The sequence below is a fragment of the Thiorhodovibrio winogradskyi genome, from assembly GCF_036208045.1.
Classification (GTDB): domain Bacteria; phylum Pseudomonadota; class Gammaproteobacteria; order Chromatiales; family Chromatiaceae; genus Thiorhodovibrio; species Thiorhodovibrio winogradskyi.
In genome coordinates, this window is sequence record NZ_CP121472.1 from 2,194,521 (window position 1) to 2,209,663 (window position 15,143).

The following is a 15,143-nucleotide window of genomic DNA, read 5'->3' on the forward strand; positions in this document are numbered from 1 at the left end:
TGTCTTCGCGATCAATGAAACAGCAATCAATCAGGCTAGGAATCAAGGCGCAAGCTTTCTTTAACACTCATCTGGTGCCTTGGTGGCGGGCCTTTGTCATCGCCACGCGTTTTCTGACCCGCATTCCACTGCCGGATCCGAGGGGAGGCGCCGAATGGCAAGGCGCGGATTCCGGGCGCGCCGCGCTGCTCTATCCGCTGGTCGGTCTGTTGCTTGGGGGCATCCTCGGGCTGGCGGTCTGGTTGTTCAGCGCGACCCCGGCGCCAGTCATGGCCACGCTCGCGCTCATCGCCTGGGTCTGGGGTACGGGCGCCTTGCATCTTGATGGCCTGGCGGACTGCGCCGATGCCTGGGTGGGTGGCCTGGGAGATCGCGGGCGGACGCTCGAGATTCTGAAAGATCCACATCTCGGGGTGATGGGGGCGGTCGCGCTGCTGTTGGCATTGGTGGCCAAGTGGAGCGCTTTGTTCGCCATTGCCACCCAGTTGGATTCTGGCGCTGTCGGCTTGATGGCGGTCGCCCTCGCGTTGCTGCTGATTCCCGCCCTGGCGCGGGCGCAGATATTGCTGCTGGCGCTGATCACGCCGCCAGCGACCGAGACCGGCATGGGCGCGGCACTGCGCGCCTGCCTGCCGCCGGTGCCGGCGCGCGCTGTGGTGGCGACCTGGTGGCTGTTGGCCGGACTGCTGCTGGGTTGGAGCGCCCTGGGCTGGTTGGCGCTGGCCGCTGGGCTGCTGTGGCTGTGGCGTGCTTCCATGCGCCAGCGCCTGGGTGGCTTTACTGGCGATACCGCGGGCGCTCTGGTGGAGATGATCGAGGTGGGGCTAGTCCTTCTGCTCGCCGCTGGGCTTGGCTGATGGCTTTGGCGGGCCAGCAGGTGACGTAGGCCGCAGCGCCGATTCAATGCGCGCGAATCTGGCCTGCAAGTCGGTATCCGCTGCCGCGGGAGTGCTCAGATACCAGCTTTTGAGCAGAGGTTTGGACTGGGCCAGCGGGTCGGCATCGCCGTCACGCAGCTTCTCCCGTAAGCGTTCAACCTGGAGTTCCATGCGGCGCGCGACCCAGTCTGGCGGGGAGTCGATGTGGGTGAGAATCTCAAGGCGCAGGCAGATCTCCTCGCGCTCGCGGCGGTGGGCCTCGCACGACTCGGCCAGTTGGGCGCTTAGTTGGGCGCTCGGTTGGTCGCTGGCGTCGGGCTGTTCCAGCGCGGCGAGCAGGGTCGCGAAGGCCTGATTCAACTCCTTGGAGACCGCGTCAGCCTGTCCGGCGCCGCCCAGAGCTGACCATTGGGTGGCCAACTGCTCCGGTGACGGCAGTGCTGATCCAGCCAGTATCTGGCGCGCGCTCTGGCTAAGAAAGTCCGATTGCTGTCGGAGCTGGTCGATGTCCTGCCAGTCAGCCTGGTCGCGCAGTGCCTGCAAGCGCTCGCGCAAGCTCTGTTCGGCGCGGTTCCAGCGCTGATCCAGGCGCTTTTTGGCTTGGTGGTGCAGTGGCAGACTCAGGCTGTCACGCCAGTCTTGCGCCAGAGTCTCCCAAGCAGCGGTGAGTTGGCTTGCCTGTTCGGCGGGCGCTTGCAGCAGCGCCTCGGCCTGCTCACACAGGCTCTCGCAGTGGCGAAGGTTCTCTTGGACTTCCTGATCGCGGGAGGCGCGTTCCTGATGGCGGCGGGCGAAGATGGCATCGCTGGCGGTGCGGAATTGCTGCCAAAGCGCGTTTTCTTCCTGCTGACGCCCGGCGACCGTGGTGTGCCACAGCTTTTGCAGGGGTTTCGCCTGGTTAATGGCCGCGTCCAGATCCTCGAGCTCGGCCAGCGCCTGCATGCGTGCGATCAGATCGCGTTTGTGCGCTTGATTACGTGCCCGTTCTTCTTTCAGTGCCTTATCGACCCGCGCCAGTCCGCGCCGGAAGCGGCCTTCGAGTCCGCCGCGCGTGCCATCCTCCATTGGATCCAGCGCATTCCAGGCCTGACGCATTTCGCGCTCGGCGCGCACCATGGCTTTCCAGTCGACGCTCTCCCAGTCGACGGCGGCGAGAAAATGCTCAAGTCTCTCACACAGGGTTCGGCGTGCCTCGCGGCTGGCGCGCTGACGCTCGGCGCGCGCCTGAAAGAAGGGCTCGCAGCGTTCGGCGATCCGATCCGTTGCCTGCTTGAAGCGTTGCCAGTAGTTCTCGCTGGCCGGGGTGCCGGATTGATCGATCCGCCGCCAGTCACGACGCAGTTGGTTCAGGCGCGCGGCCAGGCTGTCGAGTTCGGCCTCGGCTTGCTCGGCGTCGGCATGGGCAGCCAGACTTTCGGCTTCGTGACACAGGCTCTCGCGCCCCTGATCGGCGCTCCAGCGACGCCAGCGCTGGAGTTCGCGCAGCCGCGCCTGCTGTGCCTTGAGTTGCTTGTTGATGCGGTTGATGTCGGAGCGGGATAGGCCAGCGGCGCGCGCCTGATCAAGTGCGGCATTGGTCTTTTGATACAGTGCTTCGGCTTTGCGCAATTCGCCGGCTGCGAGATGTTCACTCAGGCGTTGCAATTGTTCGGGGGCCTCGGCGAGCTTGCGCTCGGCCAGACGCTGCTGTTTCCCCAGGCGACGGTCCAGGTTCTCAAGTGTGGTGCGGGCCTGATCCCATTGGATAGCTGATGGGCTGTCTGCTTGAGCCTCTGCCTCGTGCTCTGACGTCAATAAGGTTGTTAACTGCAGTTGGCATTTGCGCGCCAAAGGGGCATCAATGGGGCCGGAGGTCTCAAGCAAGGCCAGTACCTGGGCCAGTACCTGGTCCAGCCTTGGGGCTAGAGCTTGGGTCTGGTGTTCGCGCAGCCTTATCTGGTCTTCCCGTGTGGTCGCAGGCTTGCTTGCTTGACTTGCGTCGCGTTCGCTCGAGCCTGGCCCAGTCTGGAGTTGAGCTTGTAACTGGCGTTGGCGCGCCAGTGCTCGTTCAAGGGCCTGCTGGCCGGCTGAGCGAAGGGCGTCAAGTTCGTGGTCTCCCGTTGCGGATAAGTTGTCCAATGCAGGGGTCGTGCCTGGCTCGTTTGGAAGATGCTCAGCATCGACGGCGCTCCATGCGTCGCCGATGGCGGCGAGTTCGGATCTCAGGTGTTCGGCATCGGTGGCAGTTGCCAAGGCTTGTAGCCGTGTGATCAGTACACGACTTTGCGCAATGCGCTCGGTGCGACGCTGCCGGTCCGCATCCAGTTGGGCGTTGGCGCGGGCGTGTTGCTCAAAGCCGGCGATGAAGCTCGCGCGTAAACTCTGGAAATGATCGCGGTCCCGGGGCTCGATATCGGCCTCAATCTCGGCCCATTGTTGATCGAGCAGTTTGAGCCGGGCGCGGTCCTGAATCCAGTTATTGTGGCGGCCAAGGCGTTCAAGCTGAGTACAGAGCTCAGTGTAGCGCTGGCGGGCGCGTCGCGGGCGATCCTCAAGCTGAGCCAGTGTGCGCGCTTTCTCGCGCGCGAGCCGGTAAACCTTGGTGTCTTTTTTGCCGATCTGCTTGACGACTTGTTCCAGCAGATGACGCTGGGAAAGGCGTTCCACCGCGTGGTGGCGATTGCCGGGTAGGTCGTCTTCAATGGCGCAGCGGGCAAGAGCAGGCGCATCCGTGGGCAGTTGATCCATGGCCGCCAGCCTTAGCTCCGGTGCCCGGGCGGCGCGTGCGATCTCGCCGAGATGTTCGGGATCCTTGATGGTTGTGATTTCAGCCAAGGCTTGCTCAAGCTGCGCGGCGCCGGAATCGAGCCGACAGAGCAGGTGGCGATAGCGCGCCGCGGCGAGATCGCGGGTGCCGATATCCGGCGCCTCCTCGGCCGCCCGGCGCAGGACGGCCAGGTCCTCGATCGTGCGGCAGGCTTGGCGCTGCGTGACTGGGTCGGCGCCGTTGAGCGCGGCATCGGCGAGCAGTTGGGGGTCCGGCGGCGCGGGTGCCGGCGCCTTGCGGAACAGGCGCTTGAAGATCATGGCGAAATGTTGCTAGTGGCTGTCACAATGGGATTATTGTACCATCGAGGCCGCTGTGACAGAGCCTCATACGGCGGATCGCACCGGCTCGCGCCACCAGCGCCCTTTTTCCTCCACCAGCAGTTCGGCCTGGACCTTCCCGTCCGCGTAACGCCAGTCAGCCAGGACCTGCCGCAGGCACTGATGCTGTGCAAGCGAGACGGGATGATCCCCTGGTCTGTGGGTGTGTCCATGAATCAGACGGTCGGCCTGGTAGCGGGCGATATACTTGATCACCGCCCGTGGGTTGACATCCATGATGGCTCTTTGCTTCGCGGCCGTGGCCGCGCGGCTACGGCCGCGATAATCCGCCGCGATCCGCAGACGCTGCTGCCTGGGCCTCAGCAAAAAGAGTTTTTGTATCAATGGATTGCGGACGCGGCGGCGGAAGCGCTGGTAGGCAATATCATCGGTGCACAGAAGGTCACCGTGCATGAGGAGTATGGACTGATCGGCCATGCGCACCAGGCTGGGATCGCCGAGCAGTCGGCAGCCACTGGCGCGGGCGAAACGACGCCCAAGCAGAAAATCTCGATTCCCCTGCATTAACCAGCAGCGAGTTCCGGCCTCATGGAGCGCGCGCAAGCTGGCCGTGACCCGCCGGTAGTCAGAAGCGACCTGGGGATCATCCAGCGCATCGTCGCCGATCCAGGCATCGAAGAGATCACCGAGGATGTATAGTTCCCCCGCCGAGCGTGCCCGCCCGCGCAGAAAGGCCAGAAAATGGGCAAGGATCTCCGGCTGATCGGGGTCAAGGTGTAAGTCGGAGATAAACAGGCGCTGTGTTCTCGGGGTGGGCGTCTGATCGCTGATCTGGTCAACAGTGGCTGCCGACTCGGTCATGCGCAAAGCCGCGTTTGCAGTCCTCTCCACCGCCTAGCTAGCCTCAATTCGTGTCGCCCCCAATTCGTGTCTCCCCCAAATTCGTGTCTCCCCTAGTTGTCAATCGACCAATTCGGCCTTGAGGAGGACCACATCCTCGACCGGGACATCCTGATGGCCGTGGCGATTTCCGGTGCGAACGCCCTTGATGGCATTGACGACCTCCATGCCCTCAGTGACCTGCCCGAAGACAGCGTAGCCCCAGCCGTCCTGTCCTGGGTGGTCGAGAAAGCCGTTGTCCGAGACATTGATAAAAAACTGTGCCGAGGCCGAGTGTGGATCAGCCGTGCGGGCCATGGCGATGGCTCCGGTGGTGTTTTTCAATCCGTTGCTGGCCTCGTTTTTGATGGGCGGGCGTGTGCTTTTCTGGTTGAAATCCGCTGTCATGCCTCCGCCCTGAATCATGAAGCCGTCGATGACCCGATGGAAGATAGTCCCGTCGTAGTGACCGTCGCGGACATATTGCTCAAAGTTTTCACAAGTGATGGGCGCCTTTTCGTGCTCAAGTTCAATCAGAATGTCGCCGTGGTTGGTGCTGAATTTAATCATCTGTGTTGCAGGCTCTGTTGCTTGTTTGTTGTGTTTTACCCTTGGGGGCAAGGGAGCATCCTAAGGCGTTCTGTCGGCGGAGGAAAGCGCTGGACTGAATTCCGATCACATAGAAGGCGGATGAAGGCGCCGCGGTCGCGCCAGGCGAGACGCTTCGGAGAGCAATGGCTGCTCGCGGGCGGAATTGGTGTTGGGTGGGGTGCTTTGCTAGCATGGAGAGCGAAAATTTCGCGCTTGGCCATGGAAACCCAGATGCTTCACATTTACAACAGTCTTTCCCGCCACAAGGAGCCTTTCGCCCCAATCGAGCCCGGTCGGGCGCGGATGTATGTCTGTGGGATGACGGTCTACGACTACTGCCACCTCGGTCATGCGCGGGTGTTGGTGGTGTTTGACATGGTTTACCGCTACCTGCGACAGGCGGGCTACGAGGTGACCTATGTGCGCAACATCACGGATATTGATGACAAGATCATCGCGCGCGCGGCGGAGCAGGGGATCCCCATTGAGCAACTGACGGAGCGTTTTATTGTCGCCATGCACGAGGATGCCGCCCGGCTGGGCGTGCGCCCGCCCACGCTCGAGCCGCGCGCCACGGCCCATATCGACGGGATCCAGGCCATGGTGCGGCGACTGATCGAGCGCGAGCATGCCTATTTGGCCGATAGCGGAGATGTCTACTATCAGGTCTCGAGCTTTTCCGGATACGGGCGCCTGTCGGGCAAGGACCCGGCCGATCTGCGCGCTGGTGCCCGGGTGGACGTCGATAAGCACAAGCGCGATCCACTCGATTTCGTGCTCTGGAAGGCAGCCAAGCCGGGCGAGCCATCCTGGGACTCGCCTTGGGGGCCAGGGCGCCCAGGCTGGCACATCGAATGCTCGGCCATGTCGACCCAATGCCTGGGGAATCATTTCGACATCCATGGCGGCGGGGCGGATTTGCAGTTTCCGCATCACGACAACGAGATCGCCCAGTCCGAGGGCGCGACTGGCGAGCCCTTCGTCAACATCTGGATGCACAATGGATTTGTGCGCGTCAACGATGAAAAAATGTCGAAATCCCTCGGCAATTTTTTCACCGTGCGCGAGATTCTCAACCGCTTCAGACCCGAGGAGGTTCGCTACTTCATTCTCGCCAGTCACTACCGCAGTCCACTGAATTACGATGAGAGTAACCTGGAGCAGGCACGTTCGGCACTGACGCGGCTTTATACCGCGCTGCGCGGTCTGCCCGCCACCGAGCCAGCCGCCGAGCCAGCCGCCGAGCCCAATGGTGGGGAGAGTTACCGGCAGCGCTTTAGCGCGGCCATGGATGATGATTTCAACACGCCCGAGGCGCTGGCTGTGTTGTTCGACCTGGCGCGCGAGGTCAACCGCCTGCGCGACAGCGATCCGCCTTTGGCGGCCGCGCTTGGGGGGGAGCTGCGCGCTCTGGGGGCCGTGCTTGGTTTGCTGCAGGATCAAGCCGATGCCTTTCTGCGCGGTGGCGCTGACGCCAATACTCGGCTGGAGGGATTACAGGACGCGGAGATCGAGGACTTGATTCAGCAGCGTACTCAAGCGCGCGAGGCCAGGAATTTTGCCGAGGCTGATCGTATCCGCGCGCAACTGCGGCAGGCTGGCATCCTCCTTGAAGACGGCGCGGGCGATACCCGCTGGCGCCGGGGTTAGCTGGCGATCAGATCAAAGATACAACATGAGTAAAAAGCAAAAAAGTCGTGCCCTTCGTGGTGGCGGTGATGCCAGGCATAAGCTTGACACGCCGGTGCTCGAGCAGCAGGCGCGCGCCGCGCTTGATGGCGGGCGCTGGCGCGATGCCATGGCGGATTTCAAGGAACTGCTCAAGCGCGAGACCCGTTCCGACTGGCAACAGGGCCTGGCCGATGCCTATGCCGGGCGCGCGCTGGAGCTAACCGCCAAGGATATGCTGAAAGAAGCCCTGGCAATCTGGGAGAATCGCGCCGCGCTCGATGCCAAGGCGCCCATGCACCCGGAGCATGGGTCGCTACTATTGCGCTTGGGCCAGTCGCGGGTGGTGATCGATGCGCTCAGTGGTGGCCGCGCCGAGGCAATGCCGGCAGCGTGGCGCGATGCGTTGCGCGCTCAGCTTGCGGCGCGGGTGCTGGGCGGAGATCAGGAACTGCGCGAGCAACTGCCGGCGGATGATCCCGTTCGCCTGCATGCCGAGCCGGCGCTGAGGGCCTTGCATGCTTACTGCGAGGGACGCGATGAAGATCTGCGCGCAGCCCTCGCGTCTATTCCCTTTCGCTCCCCCTACCGTGACTGGGTACTCTTGCTCAAGGCGTTGCCGCGGCGGGAGGAGGTTGCCGAGGAAACCCCGAAAACCCTTGTCGCGCAACTCGAGCGTGTGCCGGACAGCTCGCCCTTCGCGCCCCTCAAAGGCGCGATCCGGCTTGCTTTGCTGCCCGAGCAGCCATTTGCCGAGGCCGCGCGCCAGGCCAAGCCAGCCGAGTTGCAGGTCGCCGCCGCGCTGCGCGGCTGGGCGGACGGGCGCCTGGCGTTGTGGCGGGAGCTTAGCCAGCTGGGGCCCGCGCCGACGCCGCGCCAGCGGCTAAAAGTCCTCTACCGCCATGTGAATGAACTCGGAGAAGACTGGGTGCGACGCAAGGCGCTGACGCTGGTTTCCTTCGACGGGCCAAGCGCCAAAGCCTGGCTACGCGAATGTGGCGCGCCGGGCTTGACGAATTGGGAAACGACGCTGGTGATGGCTTGGGAGGCGGAGTCCGACCGCGACAGCGAGCCCATCGAGATCGCCGACAGCTGGGATGCCTGTGTGGAAATCGTGAAAGCGCATACCGGGCATGCAAGCGCACCGCCTGGGGAGCCCGTGTTCTCCCAACCGCGTTTGCGTGTCGCGCTCATGCTGCGCCGCACCGAGGCCGTGCTGAAGCTTCTGGAGGGCGGCCAGCGGGACGACGGCGATGATCTTGCGCTGGACCTTGCCGCGCAGCTCGAAGAGAGCCTGAATTGGGATCCGGACGACCTCGACACCTATCTCAAACTGATCGAATTTCACCGTCGCGCGGGTCAGCTCAAGGATGCGCGCCGGATTGTCGAGCTTGGTCAGAAACGCTGGCCACGGGATCTCGGCTTGCTCACGGCGGCAATGCGGATCGCTCTCGATGGCGGTGCCTTCAAGAAGGCGACGACCCTGGCCAAGAAGGTGCTGGAGATCGATCCCATCAACAGCGATGTGCGCCGGCGCTTGATTGCCGCGCATTTCTCGCATGCCAGCAAGCAGATTGCCCAGCGCCGTCGCGACCTCGCGCGCAAGGAACTCGCGGATGCCCAAGCATGGGCCACCGCGGAAGAGTCACGGGATCAGATTTCCCTGGGATTGCTGCTGCTGGATGTGGGCGAGAAGCAGCTTGCCGCGGAGGCGGGAGCGACGCTTAAAGCGCGTTATAGCGAGCGCATTAGTAGCCTGGACGCGGGTGTCGAGCTGGTGCTCTCTTGCGCGCGCCTGAAAATCAAATCCTCGGATCTCCTGCGTTTGGTGGGGTTCAAAAAAACCCAAGGCCAGGGCCGCGAGGATCTGCTTGCTGCTCTCGGGCGTATTCGCCGGCATAGCGATGACTATGGCTCGACCTCCAATGATATCGGCGCATCCCTGGAGAAAGTCCTGAGCGCCGCGCCCTGGGGCGATCTGGAACGTGGTGAGCTTGAAATGGCGTGCGACACCCTGAACCGATTCCATGTGCACAAGTCGTGCCAGCAAGCCGCGGAGGCGGCGCTGAAGCAATGGCCGAGCGAGCCAATTTTCCTGATGTATCGGTTTCAGGCGAAATATCCGCGAGGCTTCAATTATCACAACATGGCCGACCTGCACGACCTCGAGGAAGCCTGGCACCGCGCCCGCGAGCGCGGCGATGTGCGCACCGCCATCCGCATCGAGAAGGTTCTGCCGCACGGACCGCCGATCTTTGGCCTGGGGCCGATGCCGTCCTTCTTTGACCGCGAAGAGGACGGGGACGATGATGACGATTTTGATCCCATCGATGATTTTTTCGATGGCGTAGGCTCGCTCTTCGATAGGCTGAACCCAGACGACCCGATTAAGATGCTCGAGGTCCTGGGGGCACCCAAAAGTCTGATTGATAATCTGCGAAAAACCGAACAGGCGCTCGGTCGGGAGTTCGTGGTGAACATGGTGGCAGCCGCCATTGAGCAAGGTTTTGATAGTGGCAGTCCGTTCGACCATTTCCCCTTTCCTCCCGATGAGGGCGGCCCAAGACGCAAGCCCAAGAAGAAAAAATCCAAGCGGTGACGGCCAGGTGACTGCCGGGCCGTGCCTGCAACCGTCCAAGCAAATGGAGTTCTTATGATTCGCGACCCCTACCTGATGCTCGGCCTCGGGCCAGATGCCGATGACGCGGCCGTGGAGCGCGCCTACCATGACGCCATCCGCCGCTGCCCACCAGAACGCGATGCCCAGCGCTTCAGTGCCATTCGCGAGGCGTTCGAGGCGCTGCGCACCGAGCGCGACCGCCTGGCGTATGAGCTCTTTGACCGCACCCCGGTGGTTCCGGCGGACATTCTCGATCGCGCCGCGCCCATCGGCGCGCCCAGACGGCCAGACGCGGCCAGCTTGCAGGCCTTGCTGCGGCCAAATGCCTGATCAGAGGAGCAACCTGATGGCGATGGATGAAGCCACTCGCGAGGCGCTGACGGCGCAGTTTCGCGCCTATCTCGATACGGTCGCGGATGATTCCAGCGGGCCAGATGATGAAATCGACGCAATGTCCGCTCCCGATCTCTTTTCGCTTTTCTCCGAGTTGGCCGCGCTCAAGAACGAGGTCAAGCTGGAATCCCGCCAGGTCAAGGGCGCGCTGGATGAATTTCGCGGCTTGTTCGATCACCTGCGCGAAACCCAGACCCGCCTGGGCAATGAACAAGAACGCCGCTGCGAGCAAAGCCGCGCGGCTGATCGCGCCGGCTGGCGCGACATGCTGCTGGAACTGCTGGAATTGCGCGATCGCCTGCAGGCCGGCCAGGAGCAGGCCGCGCGCTTTCGCCCTCATTGGTACGGGCGCAACCGGCGCGAGGCCAAGCTGATCGTTACTTTGGCCGAGGGCATGGCGATGAACCTGCGCCGACTCGAGGAGACCCTGGCGCGACGCGAGGTGCGGCCCATCCCGACCATCGGGCGGCTGTTCGACCCCCACCGCATGCACGCGGCGGAGCTGACCCGCGACCCGCAATACCGCCATGGCGAGGTGATGGCCGAGCTGCGACCGGGTTGGTTGCTGCACGACGAACTGCTGCGGCTGGCCGAGGTGGTCGTCAACCGCATCGACGTGCCCAATGAACATTCACCCAAACCCACGGAAACCTTATCGTGAGCGACATAATCATTGGTATCGATCTGGGTACCACCAACTCGGAAGTGGCCATCGTGCGCGATGGGCACCCGGAAATTCTCGCCATCGAAGGCGCCAAGCTGCTGCCATCGGTGGTCGGCCTTGGCGATAACGGCCAGCTGCTGGTCGGCCAGGCGGCACGCAACCAATACAGCCTCTATCCGGAGCGCACCATTCGCTCGGTCAAACGGCGCATGGGCGAGGATGTGCATCTTGACATGGGCGAGCAGAGCTATCGCCCGCAGGAGATCTCCGCGCTCATCTTAAAACGCCTCAAGCAGGTCGCCGAGCAGCATCTTGGCGAGCCGGTTGGCAAGGCCGTGATCACGGTGCCGGCCTATTTCTCCGACGCCCAGCGCCAGGCCACGCGCGATGCCGGCGAGTTGGCCGGGCTCGAAGTGGTGCGCATCATCAACGAGCCCACCGCAGCCGCCCTGGCCTACGAGGCCGACCATCAGGGCAGCAAGACCATTTTGGTTTATGACCTGGGTGGTGGCACCTTCGATGTTTCCGTGGTGCGCATGACCGCCGATATCACCGAGGTGCTCGCCAGCCACGGCAACAACCAGTTGGGTGGCGATGACTTCGACGCGCGTCTGGTCGAGCATGTGCTCAAACATCTCAAGACTGAACATGGTATCGAGCAGCTCGGGGACCGCGCCGCGCACGCGCGCATCCAGCGCGCCTGCGAGGCGGCCAAGATCACCCTGAGCGACGCGCCCTTCGCCCGCATCGACGAGGAGTATCTGCTTGAGCACCAGGGCCAACCGCTCAATCTTTCGTTGGAGATCTCGCGTACCGACTACGAGGAGATGATTGCCAGCTATATCGACGAGACACTTGAGGCGGTGCATACCGCCCTCAAGGGCGCGAGCCTGGCGGTGGCCGATCTCGACGAGGTGCTGCTCGTTGGCGGCAGCACCCGCACGCCGTTGATACAAGAGCGGCTGGAGCAAATCCTCGGCATGCAGCCGCGCGCCGAGGTCGACCCTGATTTGTGTGTCGCCGCTGGCGCGGCCATCCAGGCCGCTGTCATCAGCGGGCAGAAAGTGGCCTCGGTGCTGGTCGATGTCACGCCCTATACCTTTGGCACCAGCGCCTTTGCCGAGATGCACGGCGAGCCCTATCCTTTCGTCTATGTGCCCCTGATCCGCAAAAATACCCCACTGCCGGCAACCAAGAGCGAAGCCTTCGAGACTATGTACAACGGTCAGACCAAGATCGAGGTGCATGTCTACCAGGGGGAGGATCCGGATGCGCTCAACAACACCGAGATCGGCTCCTTCCACGTCGAGGGTCTGAGCGATGTGCCGGCTGGCAATGTCATCGTCACCACCTTCACGCTCGATCTCAACGGCATTTTGCAAGTCACCGCGCGCGAAAAGCGCACCGGGCTCGAAAAGCAGATCACCATCGATAATGCCACCGCGCGCTTCGAGGAACAGGAACTCGAGACGGCCCGCAAACGTCTCTCGGCGCTGATCGACGGCGAGGCCGAGCGGGTGACTGAGGACGGTACGGGTGCCGAAAGCGATACGGCCGGGCGGCGCGAAAGCGTCCAGGCCAGGGCGATGATCGAAAAAGCCGAACGCTTGATGGCAACCGCCAGCGCCGATGACAAGGAAGACCTAGTCGATATGACCGAAGCCTTGCGCGACGCGCTCCAGGCCAATGACCCGGAGGCCATCGAGCGCACCCTGGCTGAACTCTCCGACCTGGTGTTTTACCTGGAATCCTGAGGTTTCTCGCCATCATGGACCGCTGCCCCAACTGCCGCGCCCGCGCCGACGGCACCACCCACTGCCGCCGCTGCGGCATGGAGCTTGACCGACTCGCGGCCATTGAGCAGGCCGCCGAGCAACACCTCCAGATCGCCCTGAGGGCTCTGGCCAGCGGCCAGCGGCCAGCCGCCAAAACCGCGCTCCACCAGGCCCAGGGGCTGAAAAACCAACCCCTGGCCGCCAAGCTGCTCGGTTTCATCGGGGTGCTGGATGATGCCGCCAGAGTCGATTTCGCTTCTGACGTGACAACACAGGCGCGTCCAGTGCCAGCCGAGAAGGCTCCGCCGGCAGCAGAAGCGCGATGGCTCCAGTGGTAGCCGTGTTCAATGTCGGAATACCCAGGCCATCGATGCGCGCCACCACCTCTTGGGCCGGAAAGCCATAGCGATTGGCGAAACCCGCCGAGTAAAGCACCCAACGCGGGTCGACTTGCTCCAAGAAGGCGCGCGAGGAGGATGTCGCGCTGCCATGATGACCGGCCACCAGCACATCCGCGCGCAGCGCGTCGCCGTGACGCATCGCCAGTTCGGTCTCGATGTCTTTGCCGACATCGCCAGTCAGTAGCAGGCTGCCACCGCTGGTGGTGATTTTCAGCACACAGGAGCTGTCGTTGCCTTCCAGCTTGGCGTGCGCATCTGGGGCGCGCGGATGCAGCATGGCAAAGTCTACTCCGTCCCAGTGCCAGCGCTGGCCCGCCTGGCAGGGTTGTGCGATAACACCAGCCGTTGTTTTCAACGCCAGCTCGTTTGGTTCGCCACTCAGCAGGCGCGCCACCGCGACTTCATCCAGCAGACCGGTTAGCCCGCCGGCATGGTCACGGTCGGCATGGCTGATGACCAGCAGATCAAGCCGACCAATGCCAAGCGCCCGCAGATTAGGCGCCACCACGGCCGAGCCTGTATTGAAGCCGCTCGGAAAGCTCGGTCCCAAGTCATACACCAGTGTGTGGCGTGCGCTGCGCACCACCACGGCCAAACCCTGACCGACATCCAGCAGGGTGACAGCCGCCGTGCCCGCTGCCGGCGGCAAGGGCCGGACCAGGAGGAGCGGCAGCAGATAGATCAATCCCAGCCAACGTCCTGGCAGGCCGCGCGGCGCCAACAGCAGGGCCACGCCAGCAAAGGCCGCGGCCCACACCCAGAGGGCACGCTCGCCGAGGCCCAGGGTCGCCCAGGGCAGCTCGGCCAGCATGGTGAGCCATTGGAAGCCTTGTTCCAGAATGGCGCCGACCAGCAACAGCGGTCCGCTCCAGCCGCTTGCCAGGCTGATGAGACTGGCCAGCAGGATGGCTGGTAGCAGGACCGAGAACAAGGGCACCGCGAGCAGGTTTACCGGCGGCGCGATCAAGGATGCGCGGCCGAACAGCAACAGCAGCAAGGGCAAGAGTCCCAGCGCCACTGCCCATTGCGCGCGCGTCCAACTGGCGATCATCCCCGGCTGCCCGAGCCGCCCGCCCAGTGCGTAGAGCAGGGCCCCAACGGCGCCGAACGACAGCCAGAATCCATAGGACAGCACGGCCAGGGGATCAACCAGCAGGACAGCCAGCAAGGCGAGGCTGATGCCGCTGAGAGGGCGCGGCTGGCGCCCGGCGAGCAAGGCCACCAGTACCACGGCCAGCATCACCAGCGCGCGTTGCGTCGAGATGGCGAACCCGGCTAGGGCGCTGTAGCCGAAGGCTGCCAGCAAGGCAGCGACAGCGCCCGCGCGTGGTGCCGCCAACCACAGGGCGAGCGAGCCCAGGCGTGCCCACAGCCAACGCCCAAGAAAATACACCGCCGCCGCGATCAGACCGATATGCAGCCCGGAGATGGCCAGCAGATGATTGGTGCCGGTGCGCGTGAGTACCTGCCAGTCCGCCGGACCCAGGCCCTCGCGATCACCCAGCACCAGGGCGCGCACCAGCGCTGACGCGCGGGTCTCGCCCAAAACAGAAAGGATTTGAGCGCGTATCTGCTGGCGCAGCCGGTTGAGCCAGTACCCGCCTGGCGCGGTCTCCAGGCGTTGGTTGCGCTCACTGTCGCGCACATAGCCAGTGGCGCCAATGCCTTGTTGAAACAGCCAGCGCTCGTAGTCGAAACCGGCCGGATTGACAAATCCATGCGGCGGTTTCAGGCGCACCACCAGGCGCCAGCGCTCGCCAGCCTGGAGCTCTGGCGCTCCCTGGTACCAGCTCAGTCGCACCCGCTTGGACAGCTGCGGTGGTTGGCCCTGATGGCTGGCTTGGTCGATATCGAACAACCAGCGCGCGCGCTCCGGCGTTTGATCGGGCAGCCCGGCAATCCGCCCTTCAACCAGAATATCCTGACGCAGCAGGGAGTCGGGAAAGGGCTGGCCCAGCAGCGGACTGCTTGCCCAATAGGCATGGCCGAATCCAATCACCACCAGCGCGGGCAGCCGCGGCCACCGCCAGCGCAGCGCCGCCAAAGTTAGGAGCGCGCAGGTGCCGAGGACCAGCAGGCCCGATGGCAGCCGCTGTTGCAGGAAAAAGGCCCCAATGCCAGCGCTGAAAGCCACCGCCATGAGCGGCAGCCCACCGGGTATGAAGTCGAGCGTGCTCAACTGCTGTG

At 63.7% G+C, this 15,143-nt stretch carries 11 protein-coding genes; 6 read left to right on the plus strand and 5 right to left on the minus strand.

From position 1 onward, the window contains the following. The first annotated feature begins 14 nt into the window (after positions 1–14). The gene (locus Thiowin_RS09740; RefSeq protein ID WP_328987535.1) at positions 15–857 is read left to right on the plus strand and encodes an adenosylcobinamide-GDP ribazoletransferase; all 843 of its coding nucleotides are present in this window, start codon (positions 15–17) and stop codon (positions 855–857) included. Here the strand turns inward: Thiowin_RS09740 and Thiowin_RS09745 are convergent. The 3 genes from Thiowin_RS09745 to Thiowin_RS09755 form a co-directional block, all read right to left on the minus strand. Then, entirely contained in the window at positions 825–3,944 is a 3,120-nt protein-coding gene (locus Thiowin_RS09745) for a DUF349 domain-containing protein (RefSeq protein ID WP_328987536.1), read from the minus strand. The genes Thiowin_RS09740 and Thiowin_RS09745 overlap by 33 nt on opposite strands. 66 nt (positions 3,945–4,010) lie before the next feature. Then, complete coding sequence (locus Thiowin_RS09750; RefSeq protein WP_328987537.1) at positions 4,011–4,826, minus strand: UDP-2,3-diacylglucosamine diphosphatase; 816 nt, start codon at positions 4,824–4,826, stop codon at positions 4,011–4,013. A 99-nt stretch (positions 4,827–4,925) separates the two neighbouring features. Continuing rightward, the gene (locus tag Thiowin_RS09755; protein ID WP_328987538.1) at positions 4,926–5,414 is read right to left on the minus strand and encodes a peptidylprolyl isomerase; all 489 of its coding nucleotides are present in this window, start codon (positions 5,412–5,414) and stop codon (positions 4,926–4,928) included. Between the two features lie 252 nt (positions 5,415–5,666). Between Thiowin_RS09755 and cysS the strand changes: the two genes are divergently transcribed. From cysS to Thiowin_RS09780, 5 genes are read left to right on the plus strand one after another with little or no spacing between them, the layout of a single operon-like run. Further along, positions 5,667–7,085, plus strand: coding sequence for a cysteine--tRNA ligase (cysS, locus tag Thiowin_RS09760; RefSeq protein ID WP_328987539.1), 1,419 nt, complete (start codon positions 5,667–5,669; stop codon positions 7,083–7,085). Positions 7,086–7,110: 25 nt separating this feature from the next. Beyond that, positions 7,111–9,702 (plus strand): tetratricopeptide repeat protein, encoded by a 2,592-nt coding sequence (locus Thiowin_RS09765; RefSeq protein ID WP_328987540.1) that lies wholly within the window; start codon positions 7,111–7,113, stop codon positions 9,700–9,702. Positions 9,703–9,756: 54 nt separating this feature from the next. Beyond that, the gene (locus Thiowin_RS09770; RefSeq protein ID WP_328987541.1) at positions 9,757–10,053 is read left to right on the plus strand and encodes a J domain-containing protein; all 297 of its coding nucleotides are present in this window, start codon (positions 9,757–9,759) and stop codon (positions 10,051–10,053) included. 22 nt (positions 10,054–10,075) lie between these two features. Continuing rightward, complete coding sequence (locus tag Thiowin_RS09775) at positions 10,076–10,777, plus strand: nucleotide exchange factor GrpE (protein WP_328987542.1); 702 nt, start codon at positions 10,076–10,078, stop codon at positions 10,775–10,777. Then, a complete protein-coding gene (locus Thiowin_RS09780) occupies positions 10,774–12,534 on the plus strand; it encodes an Hsp70 family protein (RefSeq protein WP_328987543.1) in 1,761 nt (586 codons plus the stop codon). The genes Thiowin_RS09775 and Thiowin_RS09780 overlap by 4 nt, the downstream gene beginning before the upstream one ends. Here the strand turns inward: Thiowin_RS09780 and Thiowin_RS09785 are convergent. Together Thiowin_RS09785 and Thiowin_RS09790 are read right to left on the minus strand one after the other, a co-directional pair. Then, positions 12,519–12,746, minus strand: a complete 228-nt coding sequence (locus Thiowin_RS09785; RefSeq protein ID WP_328987544.1) for a hypothetical protein — start codon at positions 12,744–12,746, stop codon at positions 12,519–12,521. The two genes, Thiowin_RS09780 and Thiowin_RS09785, sit on opposite strands and share 16 nt — an antisense overlap. 25 nt (positions 12,747–12,771) lie before the next feature. Next, positions 12,772–15,135: a DNA internalization-related competence protein ComEC/Rec2 gene (locus Thiowin_RS09790; protein ID WP_328987545.1), complete on the minus strand. Its 2,364-nt coding sequence runs from the start codon at positions 15,133–15,135 to the stop codon at positions 12,772–12,774. Between the last annotated feature and the right edge of the window lie 8 nt (positions 15,136–15,143).